Source organism: Geopsychrobacter electrodiphilus DSM 16401 (assembly GCF_000384395.1).
In the GTDB taxonomy this organism is placed as follows: Bacteria; Desulfobacterota; Desulfuromonadia; order Desulfuromonadales; family Geopsychrobacteraceae; genus Geopsychrobacter; species Geopsychrobacter electrodiphilus.
This window is the reverse complement of the sequence record NZ_ARWE01000001.1, coordinates 2,159,588-2,177,943: the sequence shown is the minus strand read 5'-3', so window position 1 is coordinate 2,177,943 and position 18,356 is coordinate 2,159,588. Positions and strand designations below refer to the sequence as shown.

12 protein-coding genes are annotated in these 18,356 nt (G+C 52.0%); all 12 read left to right on the top strand.

Features of this window, described 5'->3' with window-relative positions:
- The first annotated feature begins 6 nt into the window (after positions 1-6).
- The 12 genes from D888_RS0110280 to D888_RS0110225 all read left to right on the top strand — a co-directional run bounded on the left by D888_RS0110280 (position 7) and on the right by D888_RS0110225 (position 18,204).
- Positions 7-888 (top strand): SDR family oxidoreductase, encoded by an 882-nt coding sequence (locus tag D888_RS0110280; protein ID WP_020676468.1) that lies wholly within the window; start codon positions 7-9, stop codon positions 886-888.
- Entirely contained in the window at positions 885-1,661 is a 777-nt protein-coding gene (locus D888_RS0110275; protein WP_020676467.1) for an EI24 domain-containing protein, read from the top strand. Before D888_RS0110280 ends, D888_RS0110275 begins: the two co-directional genes overlap by 4 nt.
- Positions 1,662-1,963: 302 nt before the next feature.
- Complete coding sequence (locus D888_RS0110270; protein WP_020676466.1) at positions 1,964-2,905, top strand: class 1 fructose-bisphosphatase; 942 nt, start codon at positions 1,964-1,966, stop codon at positions 2,903-2,905.
- Positions 2,906-2,928: 23 nt separating this feature from the next.
- Complete coding sequence (locus D888_RS0110265; protein ID WP_020676465.1) at positions 2,929-4,044, top strand: carbohydrate-binding protein; 1,116 nt, start codon at positions 2,929-2,931, stop codon at positions 4,042-4,044.
- Positions 4,045-4,067: 23 nt separating this feature from the next.
- Positions 4,068-6,419, top strand: coding sequence for a DNA internalization-related competence protein ComEC/Rec2 (locus tag D888_RS0110260; RefSeq protein WP_020676464.1), 2,352 nt, complete (start codon positions 4,068-4,070; stop codon positions 6,417-6,419).
- Between the two features lie 56 nt (positions 6,420-6,475).
- Positions 6,476-7,849 carry a GGDEF domain-containing response regulator gene (locus tag D888_RS0110255; protein ID WP_020676463.1) on the top strand — a complete coding sequence of 458 codons (1,374 nt, stop codon included), beginning with the start codon at positions 6,476-6,478 and terminating at the stop codon, positions 7,847-7,849.
- Positions 7,846-10,287, top strand: coding sequence for a tetratricopeptide repeat protein (locus tag D888_RS0110250; protein ID WP_020676462.1), 2,442 nt, complete (start codon positions 7,846-7,848; stop codon positions 10,285-10,287). Before D888_RS0110255 ends, D888_RS0110250 begins: the two co-directional genes overlap by 4 nt.
- Positions 10,280-11,767, top strand: a complete 1,488-nt coding sequence (locus D888_RS23120; RefSeq protein WP_020676461.1) for an adenylate/guanylate cyclase domain-containing protein — start codon at positions 10,280-10,282, stop codon at positions 11,765-11,767. Before D888_RS0110250 ends, D888_RS23120 begins: the two co-directional genes overlap by 8 nt.
- Positions 11,768-11,795: 28 nt before the next feature.
- Positions 11,796-13,031, top strand: coding sequence for a histidine--tRNA ligase (gene hisS / locus D888_RS0110240; RefSeq protein WP_033423561.1), 1,236 nt, complete (start codon positions 11,796-11,798; stop codon positions 13,029-13,031).
- A 99-nt stretch (positions 13,032-13,130) separates the two neighbouring features.
- Positions 13,131-14,918, top strand: coding sequence for an aspartate--tRNA ligase (gene aspS / locus D888_RS0110235; protein WP_026362330.1), 1,788 nt, complete (start codon positions 13,131-13,133; stop codon positions 14,916-14,918).
- 33 nt (positions 14,919-14,951) lie between these two features.
- On the top strand, positions 14,952-15,617 hold the full coding sequence (locus tag D888_RS0110230) for a LysM peptidoglycan-binding domain-containing protein (RefSeq protein ID WP_020676458.1): 666 nt from the start codon (positions 14,952-14,954) through the stop codon (positions 15,615-15,617).
- Positions 15,618-15,969: 352 nt separating this feature from the next.
- Positions 15,970-18,204, top strand: coding sequence for an NADP-dependent isocitrate dehydrogenase (locus D888_RS0110225; RefSeq protein WP_020676457.1), 2,235 nt, complete (start codon positions 15,970-15,972; stop codon positions 18,202-18,204).
- The last annotated feature ends 152 nt before the right edge of the window (positions 18,205-18,356 follow it).

Genomic DNA, 18,356 nt, shown 5'->3' with positions numbered 1-18,356 from the left:
GATGCAATGAAGATGATTTTTTTTGCCGGTTTTGGTGATATCGCCCGGCGGATTTCGCAACAGGCAGAAGTCGCCCCTCTACCACAGGCTGTGATAACGCGCACTGAGGAGAAGTTTGCTGCGCTTGCGGCACGCGGGTTTGAAACTATTCTTGGAAGTTTCGATGATCCTGCCAATCTTGAACCCTTACCTCTGGCAGGTCGCACGGTGTTTTACACGGCACCTCCACCAGGGGGTGGGTATACCGACCCACGGGTCGGGGTGTTCTGTGATCAGATCACCAGTGACAATCTGCCGGCCAAGGTGATTTATATCAGCACCAGTGGAGTTTATGGGGATTGCGGAGGAGAACTGGTCGACGAACAGACTCCGCTCAACCCGCAGACCACGAGGGCTAAAAGACGTGTTGATGCCGAGGTCAGGATGCAATCGATGGCGGCGGAGTTTTCTGTGCCGCTGCTGATTCTGCGCGTCACCGGGATTTACGGACCGACGCGGCTGCCATTGCAACGCTTGCGACAGAACCACCCCGTTTTAACTCCGGAAGAATCCAATATTACCAACCGGATTCATGCCGAGGATTTGGCGCGCGTCTGTGTGGCGGCGGCTTTGAAAGGGGAGGCTGGTGATATCTTCAATGTCAGCGACGGCGAACACGGCACCATGACCGATTACTTCAACGCCGTGGCCGATTGCTTTGGTCTGCCGCGGCCGGTTCAGATCAGTCGCGCCGAGGCGAATTTGGTCATGAACCCGCTAATGCTAAGCTATATTGATGAATCACGACGTATGGATAATCGGAAAATGCTGCATAAATTGGGAATTCAGCTGCTCTACCCTGGGCTGATTGCGGGATTGAATGCTTGCAAAAAGGAGCTTGAGGCATGACTCCGATGACAGCAATTTTAAAACCCGTGGCCAGTTTTGGACGTGGTTTCGGTTATGTTTTTCAGGCGCCGCGGTTTTTGCTCAAACATCCAGGGCTGCTGCGCTTCGTCGCCATTCCGTTTTTTATCAATCTGGTGATTTTTTCCGTCGCGGTCTACTTTGGGCTGGATCTGTTTAACCACCTGCTCGATCAATACCTTCCCCAGGGGAACACCTGGTATCTGGCCGTCCTTTACTATTTTGCCTGGATGATTGCCGGCCTGTTAACTATGGTGGTTGTCTTTTTTGGTTTTACTGTTTTTGGGAATCTGCTGGCGTCCCCGTTTAACGAACTGCTCTCCGAGCGGATCGAGGTTCTGGTTCGGGGTTCAATAGACGATCATCCCTTCGCCCTGACCAGGTTCGTTGCGGAGTCGGGTCGTACCCTGCTGGTTGAGTTCAAGAAACAGCTGATTTTTATTGTCGGTATGGTTCTGTTGTTGTTGATTAATCTGTTGCCTGGCCTGGGGCCCCTGGCCTATGCCGTGCTGGCCCCTTTGTTTACCTTGTTTTTTCTGGTGATTGAATACCTCGGTTTTGTGCTGATGCGCAAACAGCTGAGTTTTGGTCGTCAGTACCGTTATGTTTTTGGGCGTCCATTGTTGATGGCCGGGTTCGGCAGCGCGGTTTTCTGCCTGCTGGCCATCCCCCTGCTTCAGTTTTTCTGCATTCCGTTGGCGGTCAGCGGTGCGACTCTGCTCTGGTGCGATTTCCCCCATGCCGAGGAAGAATAATTTGCTGCGGTATTTTCTGTTTTTGCTGCCAAGTCCCTTTTGAGCGTGACCCGGTCGAGCGTCTCGGCTAACACCAGAGGATGATGCTCCTGCCTGTGGTCTCCAGGGCGGTGCCTTTGCGCCGGCAGCGCTTGAGAAGGCACGGTATCGCATTAGTGCCGATTGAGCGGGACTGATGATCTCGGCTTTACTCCCACCGGGTTTCTGTATGAGGATTTCTCCTTGCCGGATGAGGACCCATCGACTAGACTTCATCCCGATTATATCCAGCCATCTTTTCATCTTTATCAAAGGAGCTTGCTTTGACCATCGAACCAGGGACAACACCTTTTCAGGTCGATTTGCGGCGGCATCTGCGTGAGCGTGAAGAAGATCGTGACCTCACCCGCGTTATCTGTGAGCTTGCGACCGCCAGTCGCTATATTATTTATTCGATTCGGACCGGTGAACTCGGCGTTGCAGGAACCTCGAATCTTTATGGCGAGGCACAGCTCAAGCTTGACGTGTTGGCTGACCGGATAATCCGCAAACGCATGACCCACACTGGCGTGATTGCAAGTATCGCCTCTGAGGAAGATGCCGAGGTTCGGGTTATTGATCCCGAGGGTAAATATTCACTGGTTTTCGATCCGTTGGATGGCTCGTCACTGGTCGATGTCAACCTGGCGGTAGGCACAATTGTCGGTATTTACAGAGGGGCCGATGTGCTCAAGCCGGGGCGTGAGATGGTTGCGGCCCTTTATATTCTTTACGGACCGCGCTGTACGCTGGTTTATACCACCGGCAATGGCACTCATGAATTTGCGATGAACGCCTTGATGGAGTACACCCTGGTTCAGGAAGACCTGAAAATTGCCGATCGCGCGAGTATGTACGCCCCTGGTGGTACGCGCAATAAATACACCCCGGCGGTCGAAGCCTTTGTCAGTCATCTGGAGAGTCGCGGGAGCAAGTTGCGCTACAGCGGCGGTTTCGTGCCTGATATCAACCAGGTCTTGATCAAGGGGCAGGGGATGTTTCTTTACCCGCACCTGACTGATCTGCCGCAAGGGAAGTTGCGTCTGCTGTATGAACTGAACCCCATGGCCTTTCTGGTCGAGCAGGCCGGTGGCGCCGCCTCGAACGGCAGGCAGCGGATTCTTGACATCCTGCCTGAAGGGATTGATCATCGCCAGCCGGTGTTTATCGGCAGTAAGTCCGATGTCGCAAAAATTGAGGAGTTGATTCGGACGCTTGAATCCTGAGGCCCCCTCGGGCGGAGTTTTTCGTGAAACGACTGCTGTTGCTTTTTGTCCTCATATTACTGCCTGCTCTGGCCCAGGCCCAGATCACACAACGTGACTGGGCCCTGCAATTGATTGACAGCCTCGGCTGGTCTTTTGGGCTTCCGGAGAAACCGACCGATAAGGATTACGCCCGCATTCTTAACGGGAGCCGGGTTTATCGGGTTGAGGCTGAAGACGCCTATCAGAGAGAGGATGAAGTTGCGGTCATGCAGTTTAAGACCTTCGGTGCCTTTAGTGGCTCCGGATGGTTGAACGGCATCAGGGTTGAGACGAAGGTACATTTTAAATTCAATCTGCCTCACTCTGGAAGTTATCAAATCAAAGCGCGGGTTCGTCTGGCTGGCCATCATCTTCGCTTTGGGAACCGCGATTTTCGTTTGAACGGTGGCGCCAAATTCACTGATGTCAGTGTTGGCAATATCGATCTGCAGGCCGGTCCGCAGGAAGCTGTCCTGAGTCTTCCGCCGGATGGGAGTATCGATTATTTCGAACTTGAGGCCGCTCCGTTTGAACCGATTCTGCCTGATGGCGGTTGGATTTTTGATGCTCAAATAACAGCTGTAGTCGCGGCACAAACGACACTTCAGGCTTTAAATCTGCAGAAAACTCTCCCTCTTACCGCCAGTAGTATTAAGCTGGAAGCTGAGAACCTGGCTCTTCCTCATGGGGTAAGGGTTTATCAGGATAGCAATAGGGGCCCGGCCAGCGGCGGCCGTTATGTGCAGGTTGGGGCTGCTCCGGCCAGGTTCGATTTTTATACGGTAAGGGTTCATGGTGGCGTGGCAGATGTGATGCTTCGCGCGGCTGGACTAAAACCTGTCGCGGTGAAAGTTAGCGGCCATGTAGAGCGTCAGCTGCAATTTGATTATCGTTTTGTTGATCGGAGCCTCGGGACCATGTTTCTGCCCCGGGGGGAGCTGACTGTCAATGTTATGATCCCCGCCGGTGGTTCGCTTGATCGTCTTGAGTTACGCCCCCGACGTGGAGAACCGGCAGATCTCCTGCGGCTGGTTGGGCTTACTTCTGCTACTTCCATCACGCCGCAGCAGTTGAACAAACTTTCGGCTTTAATTGATCGGCTTAGAGATCTGCGCTAGGCTCGGATACCAGAGGAGGGGGGATGAATCTTGTTGGTGTCTGTTTTACTGCTTATGTTGGCGGTTTGCTGCTCGCCCAGTATCTTGACCTTCCTGCCCTGCCTCTTTTTTGTTGCTGTGCTCTGCTCTTTGTTCTCCTTCTGCTCCGTAAAAAAACAACACTGACTCTTTGTCTCTTCCTCCTCTTTTGTCTGCTGACAGGGTTACTTCGGTATCCCCTGCATCTTTCGGTGCCTATAGCTTCCTCGTTTGATCGGCTGGTTGCGCAGGGCCCTTTACGCGTTGAGGCTCGTGTCCTTTGGGCCGAGGAACGACCAGATAAGGGCCAGGTCGTCGACCTGGAAGTGTTGAAACTGAACTCCAGGGCGGTTTTGGGAAGGCCTGGCTTGCGACTTAGACTATCGATCGGCACTTCCGATGGACATCTGCCGGTTGGTAGTCTGGTTATGTTTAGGAGTCGACTGCAACGAACGCGGAATTTTGGTATTCCCGGTGAATTTAATTATGCGCGGCATCTGGCCCATCGGCACATCTGGTACACCGCGTATCTCTCCGATTCAGGGAGTTTGGCGCGGTTCGCCGGGACGGAGAAGAGCATCGCAGCCAAAATCGGGGCGATCCGGCTGGCTGGGCTGGACTTTTTGGATGCAGCCTTAAGCCATGACAGAGCTCTTTTACTTAAAGGACTTCTCCTCGGCGAGAAGGGGGCGATGTCGACCTCTTTGCGGACAGAGCTTGCAGCTGGAGGGATCTCTCATCTGTTCGCCATCTCAGGTCTGCACCTTGGGTTACTGGCCTTTTTTCTGTACGGGCTTTTTCGTTTTATTTACAGCCGTTCGACGCATTTGCTTCTCTGGCAGCCGCCTGCACGCGTTTTGTGGATATTAATTCTGCCGGTGCTCTTTTTATATCTTCTTTTGACTGGTGATGCCCTCGCGACGCAGCGCGCTTTTTATATGCTGTTGATTGTCTCTGGTCTCCTTTTGTTCCGGCGCCGGACCGACCCTTTGTGTTTGCTTATGACATTGGCGTTTCTTTTTTTGCTCCTCGATCCTTTAGCGCTATGGCAACCGTCTTTTTTACTCTCTTTCAGCGGGGTGTTCGGGATTCTTTTGTGGCAAGGACCTCTGCAGGAGCTGTGCGGGCAATGGCCCGTTTATGTGCGTTATCCTACGCAATTGTTTCTCATGAGTTGCGCAGCGTTTATCGCAACCCTGCCCGTCATCGTGCTGATTTTTCACCTTTTCGCACCCGCCGGGTTGTTAACGAATCTGCTTGCCATACCTTTGGTTGGTTTTATCTCCCTGCCGGTAGGGTTGTTCGGGCTCTTGCTGAGTCCGATTTTGCCACACCTGGGACAGTCAATTTTACAGATCGCGGCTTGGGTTTTACAACAAGTTCTCGCCTTTGCGACCTGGAGCGCAAGTCTGCCAGGGTTCCTTTCACGGCCTGTTTATCTGACCCTGTGGGAAAATCTGGCCGTGTTACTTGGATCCCTGGCGCTGCTTTGGGGGTGGAAACAACCCAAAATTCTGATACTCATTTTACCTGCTATCGGCTTATTGAGCATGCCATTGTCAGGATCCAAGACGGCCGAACTGACAATGTTCAGCGTCGGACAGGGGGAAGCCATCTTGCTGCGGGTTGAGGGCAAGACGATTTTGATTGACGGGGGCGGCCTCCGCAGTGACAGCTTTGATGTTGGTGAGCGTTTGCTGGCCCCGGCGCTGGGTCGTCTCGGGATCAGTTCGCTGGATGCGATCATCCTGACGCATGACCACCCGGACCACAGTGGTGGTCTGAAATTTATCATCGACACTTTTGATGTTCACGAATTTTGGAGCTCTCAGCCTCTTGCTTCTCTCAATCCCGATTTGCGCCAGAGCCTGATTACCAAGGGATTGGTTGTCAGACAGTATGCTCAACCTGAATGGCGACTGCAGCCCGTAGGTGGTTTGGATTCTCTGTTTCTGTTTACTCCTCCTGAAACGGCGCAGGGTCTGAATAACCAGTCTCTTTGCGTTTATTTATTTAGAGCTTCTGGTGGCGTGCTTCTGACGGGAGATCTTGAGTCTCAGGGCGTTGATGCCCTCATTCGCAGCGCGATTCCCGGTGTTGTCACAGTACTTAAGGCGCCCCACCATGGTAGCGCCGGTTCGCAACCTGCCAGATTAGTGGCTCAATTGAGGCCAAAGATCGTACTGGTTTCTGTTGGATATCAAAACCCCTATCATTTTCCTTCAGAACAATTACTTGATCAGGCTATGGCGATTAAAGCTCAGGTTTTTAGAACCGATTTGGATGGAAGCATCCGCGTGCGCAACCTGGAAGGTGATTGGCAAGTCAGCCACTGGGGAAAAGGGCTTTTCCATTGACAGTTTTTGCTGGGCCTGATAGAAATTCTTAGAATAATACAGGAGTTATATATTTAATGGACCAGGCCACAATACTTGTTGTTGATGACGAACTTTTCTTTCGTCAGCTCTATCGCGATCTTCTTAGCGAAAGCGGCCACAAGGTTGAGGTTTACGATAATGGCGAGGAAGCTATCTCGCGTATGGGTGTCGGTGATGTCGATCTGGTTCTTACCGACATGGTGATGCCGGGTCGTTGTGGCCTTGAGGTTTTGCGTGCGGCGCGAACCCTGGCTGATCCTCCTGAAGTTATTCTGGTCACCGGTCATGCCAGCCTTGAATCGGCGATTCATGCGCTTAAAAATGGTGCCCGTGATTATCTGGTAAAGCCCTTTAACCCCGAAGAACTCAAACACTTGGTAAATACCTGTCTGGATCAGCGTCGGCTGCTTAATGAAAACGTGCAGTTACGCCAACAAATCCATCTCTTCCAGAATGGTCAATCTCTCTCCTCGCTGATTGAACTTGATCGCCTGCTCCCCCGCGCGCTTGAGGTCTTTCAGCGCGAACTTGGTGGCGGCTACGGTTTCAGTTTTCTGGTGGACGACAACAATATCTATATCTTGCAGGGAGTCATTGGGATCGAGCGGGGCCATGTCGATGCCATCTTACGGCTGTTGCCTCCTTTTCTGACCAAAGGCTCCGGTTTTAAGTGTCTGACCTCTGAAGAATTGAAACTGATTTCCAGCGAAAATCGCTCTTTTGATTCACTCTGTTTTTTGCCGTTGTACAGTGGCGGCTTATTAAAGGGGGGGCTTGTTCTCGGTGATGGGCCTCTGGCGATGCTTGATCAAACCCTTCCTTATGAGCGCCTTCATTATTTATCTGAGCAGATTTCTCTCGGATTTGAAAATTCCAGCCGCTACCATGACGCTCAAGAATTAATGTACACCGACGATTTGACCGGTCTGTATAATTATCGATATATGCAGATTGCCTTGAATCAGGAAGCGCGGCGTTCTCAACGGTACGGGCTTAATTTTTCTTTGATCTTCCTTGACCTTGATCGTTTCAAAGGGATCAATGACCGTTATGGGCACCTGGCAGGGAGTGCCGCACTGCAGGAAATTGCTGGCCTGCTGCGTGGCTGCGTGCGAGAGGTCGACACCCTGTTTCGCTTTGGTGGAGATGAATTTGCGGCCCTGCTGGTTGAGACTGACACAAGTTCTGCCCGGGTTGTTGCGGAGCGCATCAGAAAGAGCATCGCGGATCATCACTTTTTACAGGATCGTGATCAGTCCTGCCGGTTAACTACAACCGTCGGATATTCAACCTTCCCCTCGGACGCCCTTGATTGCATCGACCTCCTTGATCTTGCTGATCAGGCGATGTACGACGGCAAACGGGTGCGCAATGTTATTCGTGGTGTTCAGGAGCTCGGCCACGAATGAAATCACTGTTTCCGCTCTGTGTCCTGGTCCTGTTGTTGGGGTCAGTTCTCTCCTGTGCGGCCGCCCCATCTCTGGTTGATCATTATCTCAAAGCGCTCGATGCTGATCCGCAAAACCCCTCTTTGCGTTACCACCTCGGGGTGGCCTTGCTGAGTCAGGGCGAAGATCAAAAGGCTTTAAGCGCCTTTCGTGCGGTCTATTCGCAGCGCATCAGTGATCCCGAAATCAACTATAATCTTGCCCTTGTGTACAGTCGCCTGAAAGATCCTGACAGTGCGCTGATCTATCTTGATCAGAGCGCAGCAACAGGCGCGGCTGAGCAGCCTGAAGTTTACCCTTTACAAAATGTCTATTCGAATCTGGTTTTGCTTTATGAAAAACAGGGACGATTGGATGCGGCGGCTGATCTTTTAAAACGACTTGTCCAGGAGAACCCCAGTTCCTTGCATTACTTGCGAATGCTGGGGGACTATCAGGCGCAGCTTGGACGGATCGATGAGGCTGTCATAACCTTAAGGCGCTACCTCAAGCAGGTTCCTGACGACTCTGAGACCAGGGCATACATCTTTGCCGTGCTCTTTAATCGAGGGCTTCTAGCCTACGGCAGGCAAGACTTCCCGTCGGCCAGAGCTGAGTTTGAGCGTGCCCGGACTTTTGACCCAGATAGCACCCCGGTCTCCTATTATTTGATCCTGCTCGATTATCAGGAGGGTCAATTCGAACGAGTTGCTGAGCGGCTACCCCTGATTTATCCTGACCTGACGAATTCCCAGCAAGAGTCTGCGAGGTCAATGCTGTTTAATACGGCCCTCAGTCTAAAGAAAAAAGATCATTTCGAGTCTGCCCAGAAGGCACTTGAGCCCCTGAGCCTGGCGACTCACCCACGAGCAAAGGATCTCGCTTTGCTGGCCGGGTTACAGCTGCAAATGGGGAAATTTCTGTTAGCCCGGCAAAGTTATCTCAGGGTGTTGTCGTTGGACCCAACCTTTACTGCCGCAGCGGAAGGAGTTCAGGCCGCGGATAAAGGCGCATTCGAAGAAATTTTAAATACTGCGGCAGATGCCTTCACGGCGAATGATCTGCCCGTGGTTCAGCAGGCGCTGGATCAGGCCGCAAAGATTTTCCCGCATAATAATCGCCTGCGAATTTACCAGGCTCGCCTGGCTAAGGCGTCCAGCGAGAGCTGGAAGATTCTGCAGCGGAAAGCGGCCGAGTTAGAGGTCTCTCAAAAGTATACTGAGGCCCTGGCCCTGGTCCGGCAAGGGTTAATCCTCGCCCCGGGCGAAGTGATCCTTCTGCGCCACGAAAAACGTCTGGTCGATTTACTTGCTGACCGGGTTCAGGAGTTGTTGTCTCAGGGAAAGAGTCTTTACCTACAAGGCGACATGCATGGGGCGCGTACCCGTTTTGCCGAACTGGGTCTCTTGACCCCTGGACATCTTGCGACAAAAAGGTTCAGCGAAAAAATTGACCAGGAATTACACCAGCAGGCTGAGCGGGCCGTTGGCGCCGGGGAAAAGGCCCTGGCTCGTGCCGAGTTTATTGAGGCGCAAAGCTTGTTCGAGGTAGCTCTCGCAGCCTGGCCAACTGAAGTCGCAGCGCAGTCGGGGTTGAAACAGGTCAAGAAGAAACTGGCTCAGCAGGATGCCGAAATACTTTTTAAGGCGCGTCGTGCAAGACAGGACGGAAAGCTTCTCGTCGCGCGCGAGCTGTTGAAGAAAGGTCGTCATGAGGGCGCAGAAACGGCGATTGAGGTTGAATTGTCCCAGGTGGAAAGTGAGCTCACTGCCAAAAGGATGACCTTTGTGTCTCTGGTCGAAGCGGCACTTGATAAACTGCAATTTGGGAAAGCCTCTCAGCTGCTGGCTCAATCTGCGCTCCTTGGTGACCGATCAGATTTTGCCGATTTGGAGACTGAGTTTGCTAATGCGCGAAGCGCGGAGATTGTCCGTCAGCTGACATTGGCCAGGAAGAAGGCAGCAGCCACTGATTTTGAGCAAGGGATTAAGGCTTATCGGCGGGTGTTAGACCTTGAACCGAATAACGCCGAAGCGCTTGCGGGTTTAATAAATGGGCGGGAAGCTTTAAGCGCAACAATTTCCCAAATTCTCAAGGAGGCGGGCAGGTCGCATCAAGCGGGACATTATGATCAGGCCGCGCGGGATTATCGCCGGGTTCTGGTTCTGGACTCTCATCAGCCATCAGCCCTTAAGGGGCTTAAGATGCTCGAACGTGCCAATCGCGCAGGGTTGACGGCAGATGATCGCAATCGACTTTATCTCCATGGAATTGAGCTTTATACAGAGGGGAATTATGGCGGCGCTATTGACGCATGGACACAACTCCTTGATCTTGAGCCCGCGAACCAGAAAGCGCGTATGAATATCGATAAGGCTGAGCGAAAGCTTCAGCAGATCAAGGAGCGCGAGGGTGGTTGACAAGATTGGCTTCTTCTCCAGCCTGAGATTTAAATTCACCCTGCTGATGGCTATGGTTATCGGTTTTTTTATTCTGGGGGGGCTTTTTTTGACCGAACAGAATATGCGACGTTCACTGCTGCGCGAGAATATCGAAAAAGGGGTCGGCGTCGCTCGCGCGGTGGCGTTCAATGTCGAAGACCCTCTGTTGACCGGCGACGATCTTTATCTCTTCTCCGCGGTTAAGACCGCCGGTCGTTCTCAAGGGGTCACCTATGCCGTGATCGTCGATGACAAGGATCGGGTCAAGGCCGCCAGTGATATCGGGCAGGTTGGTATGCATTGGCTTTGGTCCGGGGCTGCTGCTCCAGAGGAGATCGGTGATGGGTACCTCTTGCGACGAAACGCTGAAGGCAGTCTGCTAGACGTTGAAGTACCGATCTTATTGGTCGGGGATAAGCCGTTACAACTCGGTTCCATCCATTTAGGGCTCTCACAGACGCATGTCAATCAGGCTATTGCCCAGATGCGGGGGCAGTTGGGCCTCTTCTCGCTGCTCGGTATTCTGCTCTCCAGCGCGGCGGCTTATCTGCTGGCCTCATTTTTTGTGCGACCGGTGGATGCTTTGGTGCAGGGGGTCAAGGCGATCGGCGAGGGGCAGTTTGGGCAGCAGATCCTTTTGCAGCGTAAGGATGAGCTTGGCGTGTTGACCAGTGCCTTCAATGACATGGCTGCCAGCCTGCGCGAAAAGGAGTTTATTGAGAAAACCTTTGAGCGCTATGTCAGTAAGCCTCTGGCACGTGAGATCCTCAGTCATCGTCACCAGTTGAAACTCGGGGGTGAAGAGAAAGTGGTGACCATCCTGTTTTCAGATATCCGGGGGTTTACCGGCCTGGCTGAAGGCTTGTCGCCGTCTGCGGTTGTTGAACTGCTGAATGGTTATTTCTCTGAGATGGTCAAGGTTATCGGTCGTTTTGAAGGCATGGTCGATAAGTTTATGGGGGACGCGGTGCTGGCCCTGTTCGGGGCTCCGATAACGGTTGGTAATGAGGCCATGCGAGCCGTTTGTTGCGCCCTTGCGATGCAGGCCGCGCTGCAGAAGTTCAATCAGGCCGGGCAAAAAAAAGGGCAACAAACACTTCTGGCTGGCATCGGGATTAATACCGGGCCCGTGATTGCCGGTAATGTCGGCTCTGCCATGCGTATGGAGTATACGGTTATTGGCGATAGCGTCAATGTCGCGGCCCGCTTGCAGTCTATAGCCCGGGCCGGTGAAATTCTCATATCGGAACAGACCTACGCATGTGTCAGGGATTTTGTGCTGGTCGCTGCTTGTGAACCGATTCAGTTGAAAGGGAAGACGACATCCTGTAAGGTCTATCGCCTCGAAGGATTGAGTGGCGCAGGGATAGAATTGGCTGATCGCCTGGTTCGGGAAGAGACAGATGTGATTGACGGGGTTCCCCCCAAGGTATCAGCGCAAAATAGTTTGAGAGGATAAGACATTGGCAATCAGTGCAATTAAAGGGATGAACGATATCCTGCCGGGTGATGTTGAAACCTGGCAGTTTCTGGAGCAGAAGGCGCGGGAGGTTTTTGGAACCTACGGATTTAGTGAAATACGTACCCCGGTGGTGGAGAAAACTGAACTCTTCTGCCGTTCAATCGGCGAAACAACAGATATTGTTGAGAAGGAGATGTATACCTTCGGCGACAAGAGCAATAACAGTTTGACCCTGCGTCCCGAAGGGACTGCTCCGGTCATGCGGGCTTTTATCCAGAACCGCTTACATGCCCTTGACCCAGTCAATAAGCTCTATTACATGGGGCCGATGTTTCGCTATGAACGCCCGCAAAAAGGGCGTTATCGTCAATTTCATCAGATAGGGGCCGAGGTGATCGGAGTCGAAAATCCGATGATCGATGCTCAGGTGCTGGCGATGCTGCATCATTATTTTTGCGCAATCGGGATTGAAACAGTGGAGCTGCAGGTGAACTCCCTCGGGTGCCCGGATTGTCGCCCTGGTTATCGAGAGGCGCTGATTACGTTTCTGGAAAGTCGCCTCGATGCCTTATGTGGGGACTGTCAGCGGCGTTATCTGACAAACCCCCTGCGCGTGCTCGATTGCAAGGTCCCTGGCTGTAAAGAGTCAACTCAGGGCGCACCCTCGGTGCTCGAACATCTTTGCGGTGGCTGTGAAGAACACTTTTCGGACGTTAAGAAACATCTGGGCGCCCTGCAGATCCCCTTTGTGATTAATGCGCGGATGGTGCGTGGGCTGGATTACTATGTGCGGACGACCTTTGAGATGGTTACCGATAAATTGGGAGCCCAGAGCGCGGTTGCGGCTGGTGGACGCTATGATGGTTTAATTGAAAGTCTGGATGGCCCTGCGTTGCCGGGAATCGGTTTCGCCATCGGGGTTGAGCGACTGGCTCTGATGAAGGGGGATGAACGGGTTCAGGCGCCCCGTCCTGATTTATTCCTGGCCGCCATGGGGGATGAAGCAGCTGAAAAAGCTTTTGTGTTGATGTCGCAGATGCAACGCGTGGGTATTCGCGCCGAGATGGATTATCAGGGGAGGAGTCTCAAGGCACAAATGCGTCGGGCCAATAAATTGGCCGCGCGCTACACGCTGATACTTGGCGAGCAGGAGTTGGTGAGCGGTGAGGCGGAATTGAAAGATATGGATCAGAGTTCGCAACAGAAGATCAGGCTTGACGAACTGATTGCCCGGATGGGCGTATTACGAGCTTCCGCTTGACCTTAAAAGAACCCTATCTTTATAATTAACAGTTTGAACTTTTATTAATAATATTTTTGTTTTTAGTCGGAACAGCAACTCGATACTCGGAGGTCAACCTTGAACGATACATTAGGAAATTGGAAACGCACACAACTGTGCGGCACTGTCACCGCCGCACAACTGGGACAGGAAGTCTGCGTGATGGGTTGGGTCCAGCGCCGCCGTGATCACGGCGGGTTGATCTTTATTGACCTGCGTGACCGGGAAGGAGTGCTTCAACTGGCGCTTGACCCTGACCGTGATCAGGCCTCACATCAGAAAGCCGCCCAGGTCCGAAACGAATTTGTCGTCGCGGTTAAAGGGAAGGTTTCGCCGCGTCCTGACGGGACCGTGAATCCCAAAATGAAAACCGGGGAGGTCGAAATTGAAGTCAGTGAGCTCAAAATTTTGAACCGCTCCGAAACTCCTCCTTTCATGTTGGATGAATACACTGACGTGGCTGAAAATATTCGGCTGAAATACCGCTATCTTGATCTGCGGCGTCCGGCGGTTCAAAACTGTTTGATGCTGCGTCATCGGGTCTCACGTACAGTGCGTACCTATCTCGACGAAAATGGCTTTCTCGAAATTGAGACCCCGGTGTTGACCAAAAGCACTCCAGAAGGAGCGCGAGACTATCTGGTCCCGAGTCGGGTCAACAATGGACAGTTTTACGCTCTGCCGCAATCTCCGCAACTCTTTAAACAGTTGTTGATGGTGTCAGGCTTTGACCGTTATGCCCAAATCGTAAAGTGTTTTCGCGATGAAGACTTGCGCGCTGATCGGCAACCGGAATTTACTCAAATAGACTGTGAGATGAGTTTCGTTGATCGCGATGATGTCATGTCGATTATGGAAGGGATGATCCGGCGCGTCTTCAAGGACGGGATCGGGGTTGAAATCCCGGTCGCACTACCCCGGATTACCTATGCTGAGGCCCTTGATAAATACGGGGTTGATAACCCTGATGTGCGCTTTAACCTGGAGTTGGTCGAACTTACCTCGCTTGTTAAAGGCTGTGGGTTTAAGGTCTTTGCCGAAGTCGCTGCCAAAGGTGGTATGGTCAAGGCGCTGAATGTCAAAGGCGCTGCAACCTTCTCGCGCAAGGAACTTGATGATCTGACCGCTTTCGCCGCGATTTATGGGGCAAAGGGGATGGCCTGGGTCAAGGTTAATGCCGATGGCTGGCAGTCGCCAATTGCTAAATTTTTCACAGCTGAAGAGTTGAGCTCGATTGAAAAGGCTCTGGGGGCCGAAGCAGGCGACCTGCTCTTGTTTATCGCGGATTCGGCTAAGATCGCGAATGAATCCCTCGGTCGCTTGCGTCAGCACCTCGGGCAGAAACTGGGCCTGGCAAAAAAGGATGATTTTAAATTTGTCTGGGTGACGGACTTTCCGCTCTTTGAATGGGATGAAGCGGAGCAACGCCACTTCGCCGTACACCATCCTTTTACGGCTCCTCTTGATGAGGATGTCCCATATCTCGATACCGAGCCGGGGAGAGTACGGGCCAAAGCCTATGATCTGGTGCTGAACGGCTCCGAGATTGGCGGTGGATCTATCCGGATTCACGATCAGGCAATTCAGCAGCAGATGTTTTCTTTGCTCGGGATCGGGAGCGAAGAAGCGCGCGAAAAATTCGGTTTTCTACTGGACGCGCTCAGCTTTGGTGCACCCCCTCATGGCGGAATCGCCTTCGGTCTTGATCGCCTGGTCATGATTCTTGCTGGAACAGATTCGATCCGTGACGTCATCGCCTTCCCGAAAACGCAAAGAGCCACTTGTCTGTTGTCCGAAGCACCGGGGGAGGTAAGTGAAAAACAGTTGCAGGAGTTGGGAATCCGGTTGCGCAAACCTGTTAAGTGACCACCACTGAACATAAAGGTGTACAAGGATTTAATGTATCAAAAATTTATTATTTTAGGTCTCGGACTATTGCTTTTAGCTGGTTGTGCGACGCGACCACAAATAGAGCTTGAGATTGTTCGAAATGAGGTGGCAAAAGCCTATGCCTCTGGTGCGAGAACTCTGGCACCAGAGGCGTATGATGCTGCTTCAAAGGCCTTGAACGATGCGGAGACTCTTGTTTATCATGGGAGTTTTAACCATGCGCGGGCCGTTTTAAACAGGGCACTTTTGAGCGCAGCCAAAGCTACAAGCCTTGCCCAGGAGAAGAGCGCAGAAATTGCGGCCCAAAACCATAAAGACCAACTGGCAAAAGAGGCTGCAGAAAAAATAGCCAGAGCCTTGGCCAAAAAAAAGCCGGTGCCCCCCCCGCCACTCAAGCCTGAACCGGTAAAAACTGTGGTGCAAAAACCAAAAATCGTTCTTCTTGATCAGGTGCGGGTCTCGGTTGGGGAGACCCTTTTTAGTCTTTCCAGTCGTCGGGATATCTACGGTGAGCCTCTGCTCTGGCCGCTGATTTACAAAGCTAACCGTGACCAGATTAAGGACCCGCAGCAAATTTTTGAGGGACAGATTCTTACTATTCCCCGAGACAAGACTGAGCAGGAAAAGGAAGCTGCACGTAAAGAGGCTCGTGAATCAGACCTGTTCCCGCGTTAGCCGGTCTTTTAATAATTCCAAAATTACCGAACAGGGTAACTTACCTCAAGTGGTTCATTCCGGGCCGTATTTATTTGTTGTCTTTCTTTATTATCAACCCCTTATCAGCCTGAAGTTGTGTCGGTCCGGTGTCTGGTCAGTCGGGTTGAAATGAGTAGTTTTCTGCAGGATGCGGGCCTTTAAATCGCCCTGTTTTCGCTTGACAGTATTCAATATATTGCATACTGTATACCGCGTTCGAGCGTATTATATCTTCTGAACTTCGGTATAACCTGCTTGAATTAAAGAAGTAATTGCTTAGCTGGTTTATTCCGCCCCTGGCGATATCAGAAACAATTTTGAGGAGAGACACATGTCAAAGGAAACATCGACAATAATTTGGTCAGAAATTGATGAAGCTCCCGCCCTGGCAACCTACGCCCTGCTTCCGATTGTTCAAAAGTATCTTCAGGGCTCCGGAGTCTCGGTTGAAACGCGAGATATCTCCCTGTCTGGTCGAATCCTGGCCAACTTTCCTGACAAGTTGAATGACAATCAGAAAGTCGCCGACTATCTAGCCCAGCTCGGTGATCTGACACAGGATCCAACGGCCAACATTATTAAGTTACCGAATGTCAGCGCCTCCATCCCCCAACTGCAGGCGGCGATTAAAGAACTTCAGGCTAAGGGGTTCGACATCCCTGATTATCCTGAAGAACCTAAGACTGAGGCTGATAAGGCACTACAAACCAGATTCGCCAAATGTCTGGGCAGCGCTGTCAATCCTGTCTTGCGGGAAGGGAACTCCGACCGCAGGGCCGCTGCTTCGGTCAAGAAATTTGCTCAGAAAAATCCTCATCGCATGATGAAACCCTGGCCCGCTGGATCCAAAACTCGTGTGGCCCACATGACGGCAGATGATTTTTACGGCAGCGAGACTTCAGTGACTCTTAAAGAGGCGACTACGGTTAATTATGAATTTGTCGCGGCTGATGGCAGCGTAAGCGTATTGAAAAAAGCAATGCCCGTGCAGGCAGGGGAGGTTCTTGACTCCTCGACGATCAACATTAAGGCACTCCGCAAATTTTACGCCGAGCAGATTGAAAACGCGAAAAATGAAGGGGTGCTACTCTCTCTGCACCTCAAGGCGACGATGATGAAAATCTCAGACCCTTATATCTTCGGTCAGTGCGTCACCGTCTATTATAAGGATGTCTTCGAGAAACATGGCGCGACCTTCAAGGAGTTGGGCGTAAATGTCAGCAACGGTCTGGGGGATGTTTATGTAAAAATCCAGCGTCTGCCAGAAGCAAAAAGAGCTGAAATTGAAGCGGACATCATGGCGGTTTACAAAACCCGCCCTGCTCTGGCAATGGTTGACTCCCGTAAGGGGATCACTAATCTGCACGTACCGAATGATGTCATCATCGATGCTTCGATGCCTGTTGTAGTTCGTGATGGTGGTCGGATGTGGAACCTTCAGGATGAACTGCAGGATACCATCGCCATGATTCCTGACCGGTGTTACGCCACTATCTATCAGACCGTCATCGAGGATTGTCAGAAACACGGTCAATTTGATCCTGCGACCATGGGGCATGTCTCCAATGTCGGGTTGATGGCGCAGAAGGCAGAGGAATATGGTTCCCATGACAAAACCTTTCGTGCCACCGGCAAGGGTAAAATCCAGGTTGTCGATGCTTCGGGTGCGACCCTGCTGGAGCAGTCTGTTGAAGAGGGTGATGTCTTTCGCTCCTGTCAGACCAAAGACGCTCCGATTCAGGACTGGGTCAAGTTGGCCGTCACGCGTGCCAAGGCCAGTGGTGTCCCGACTGTTTTCTGGTTGGATTCCAAGCGCGGTCACGACGCCCAGCTTATCAAAAAAGTTGAAACCTATCTGAAAAACCACGATACGACCGGACTCGACATTCGTATTATGACGCCTGACGCAGCGATGCAGTTAGCCTGTGACAGAGCTAGAAAGGGCTTAGATACCGTTACCGTTACCGGCAATGCGCTGCGTGATTACCTGACTGACCTTTTCCCGATTCTCGAACTGGGGACCAGTGCCAGAATGCTTTCTATCGTGCCTCTGCTTCAAGGAGGTGGGCTGTTTGAGACCGGCGCGGGCGGTTCGGCTCCTAAACATGTCGAGCAGTTCCTTAAAGAGGGCCACCTGCGTTGGGATTCTTTGGGTGAGTACTGCGCGCTGGTGCCGGCTCTTGAACATGTAGCCAATCGGACTGGTAATGCCCGGGTGCAGCTGTTCGCGGATACCCTTGATCAGGCCGTTTCAGATTACCTGGAAAACTCCAAGGCGCCTTCGCGCAAAGTGAATGAGATTGATAATCGGGGTAGCAGTTTTTATCTGGCTTTATATTGGGCGAAGGCGTTGGCGTCTCAAACCAAGGATGCAGAACTTAAAGCCCGCTTCATCGATGTTGCTGCAGCTCTCGAAGCGAATGAAGCCAAGATCAATGCAGAGTTACTTGCCGCTCAGGGTAGCCCCGTTGATATCGGCGGGTACTACAAGCCAGACGCTGGCATGACCGAAAAAGCGATGCGCCCAAGCGCGACCTTCAATGCGATTATTAACGCTATTAACTGATTTTTAATTCACAGTTTTTGTTGGGAAAAGGGGCGAAACCTGTTGCAGTTTCGCCCCTTTTCATGTTGATTGATCCGATGTTCAATCAGACCTCTTTTCAAGAGGTGAGAGGCTGGTAATGACTGCTTCTGTTAAAATGACTTCAAAGTATA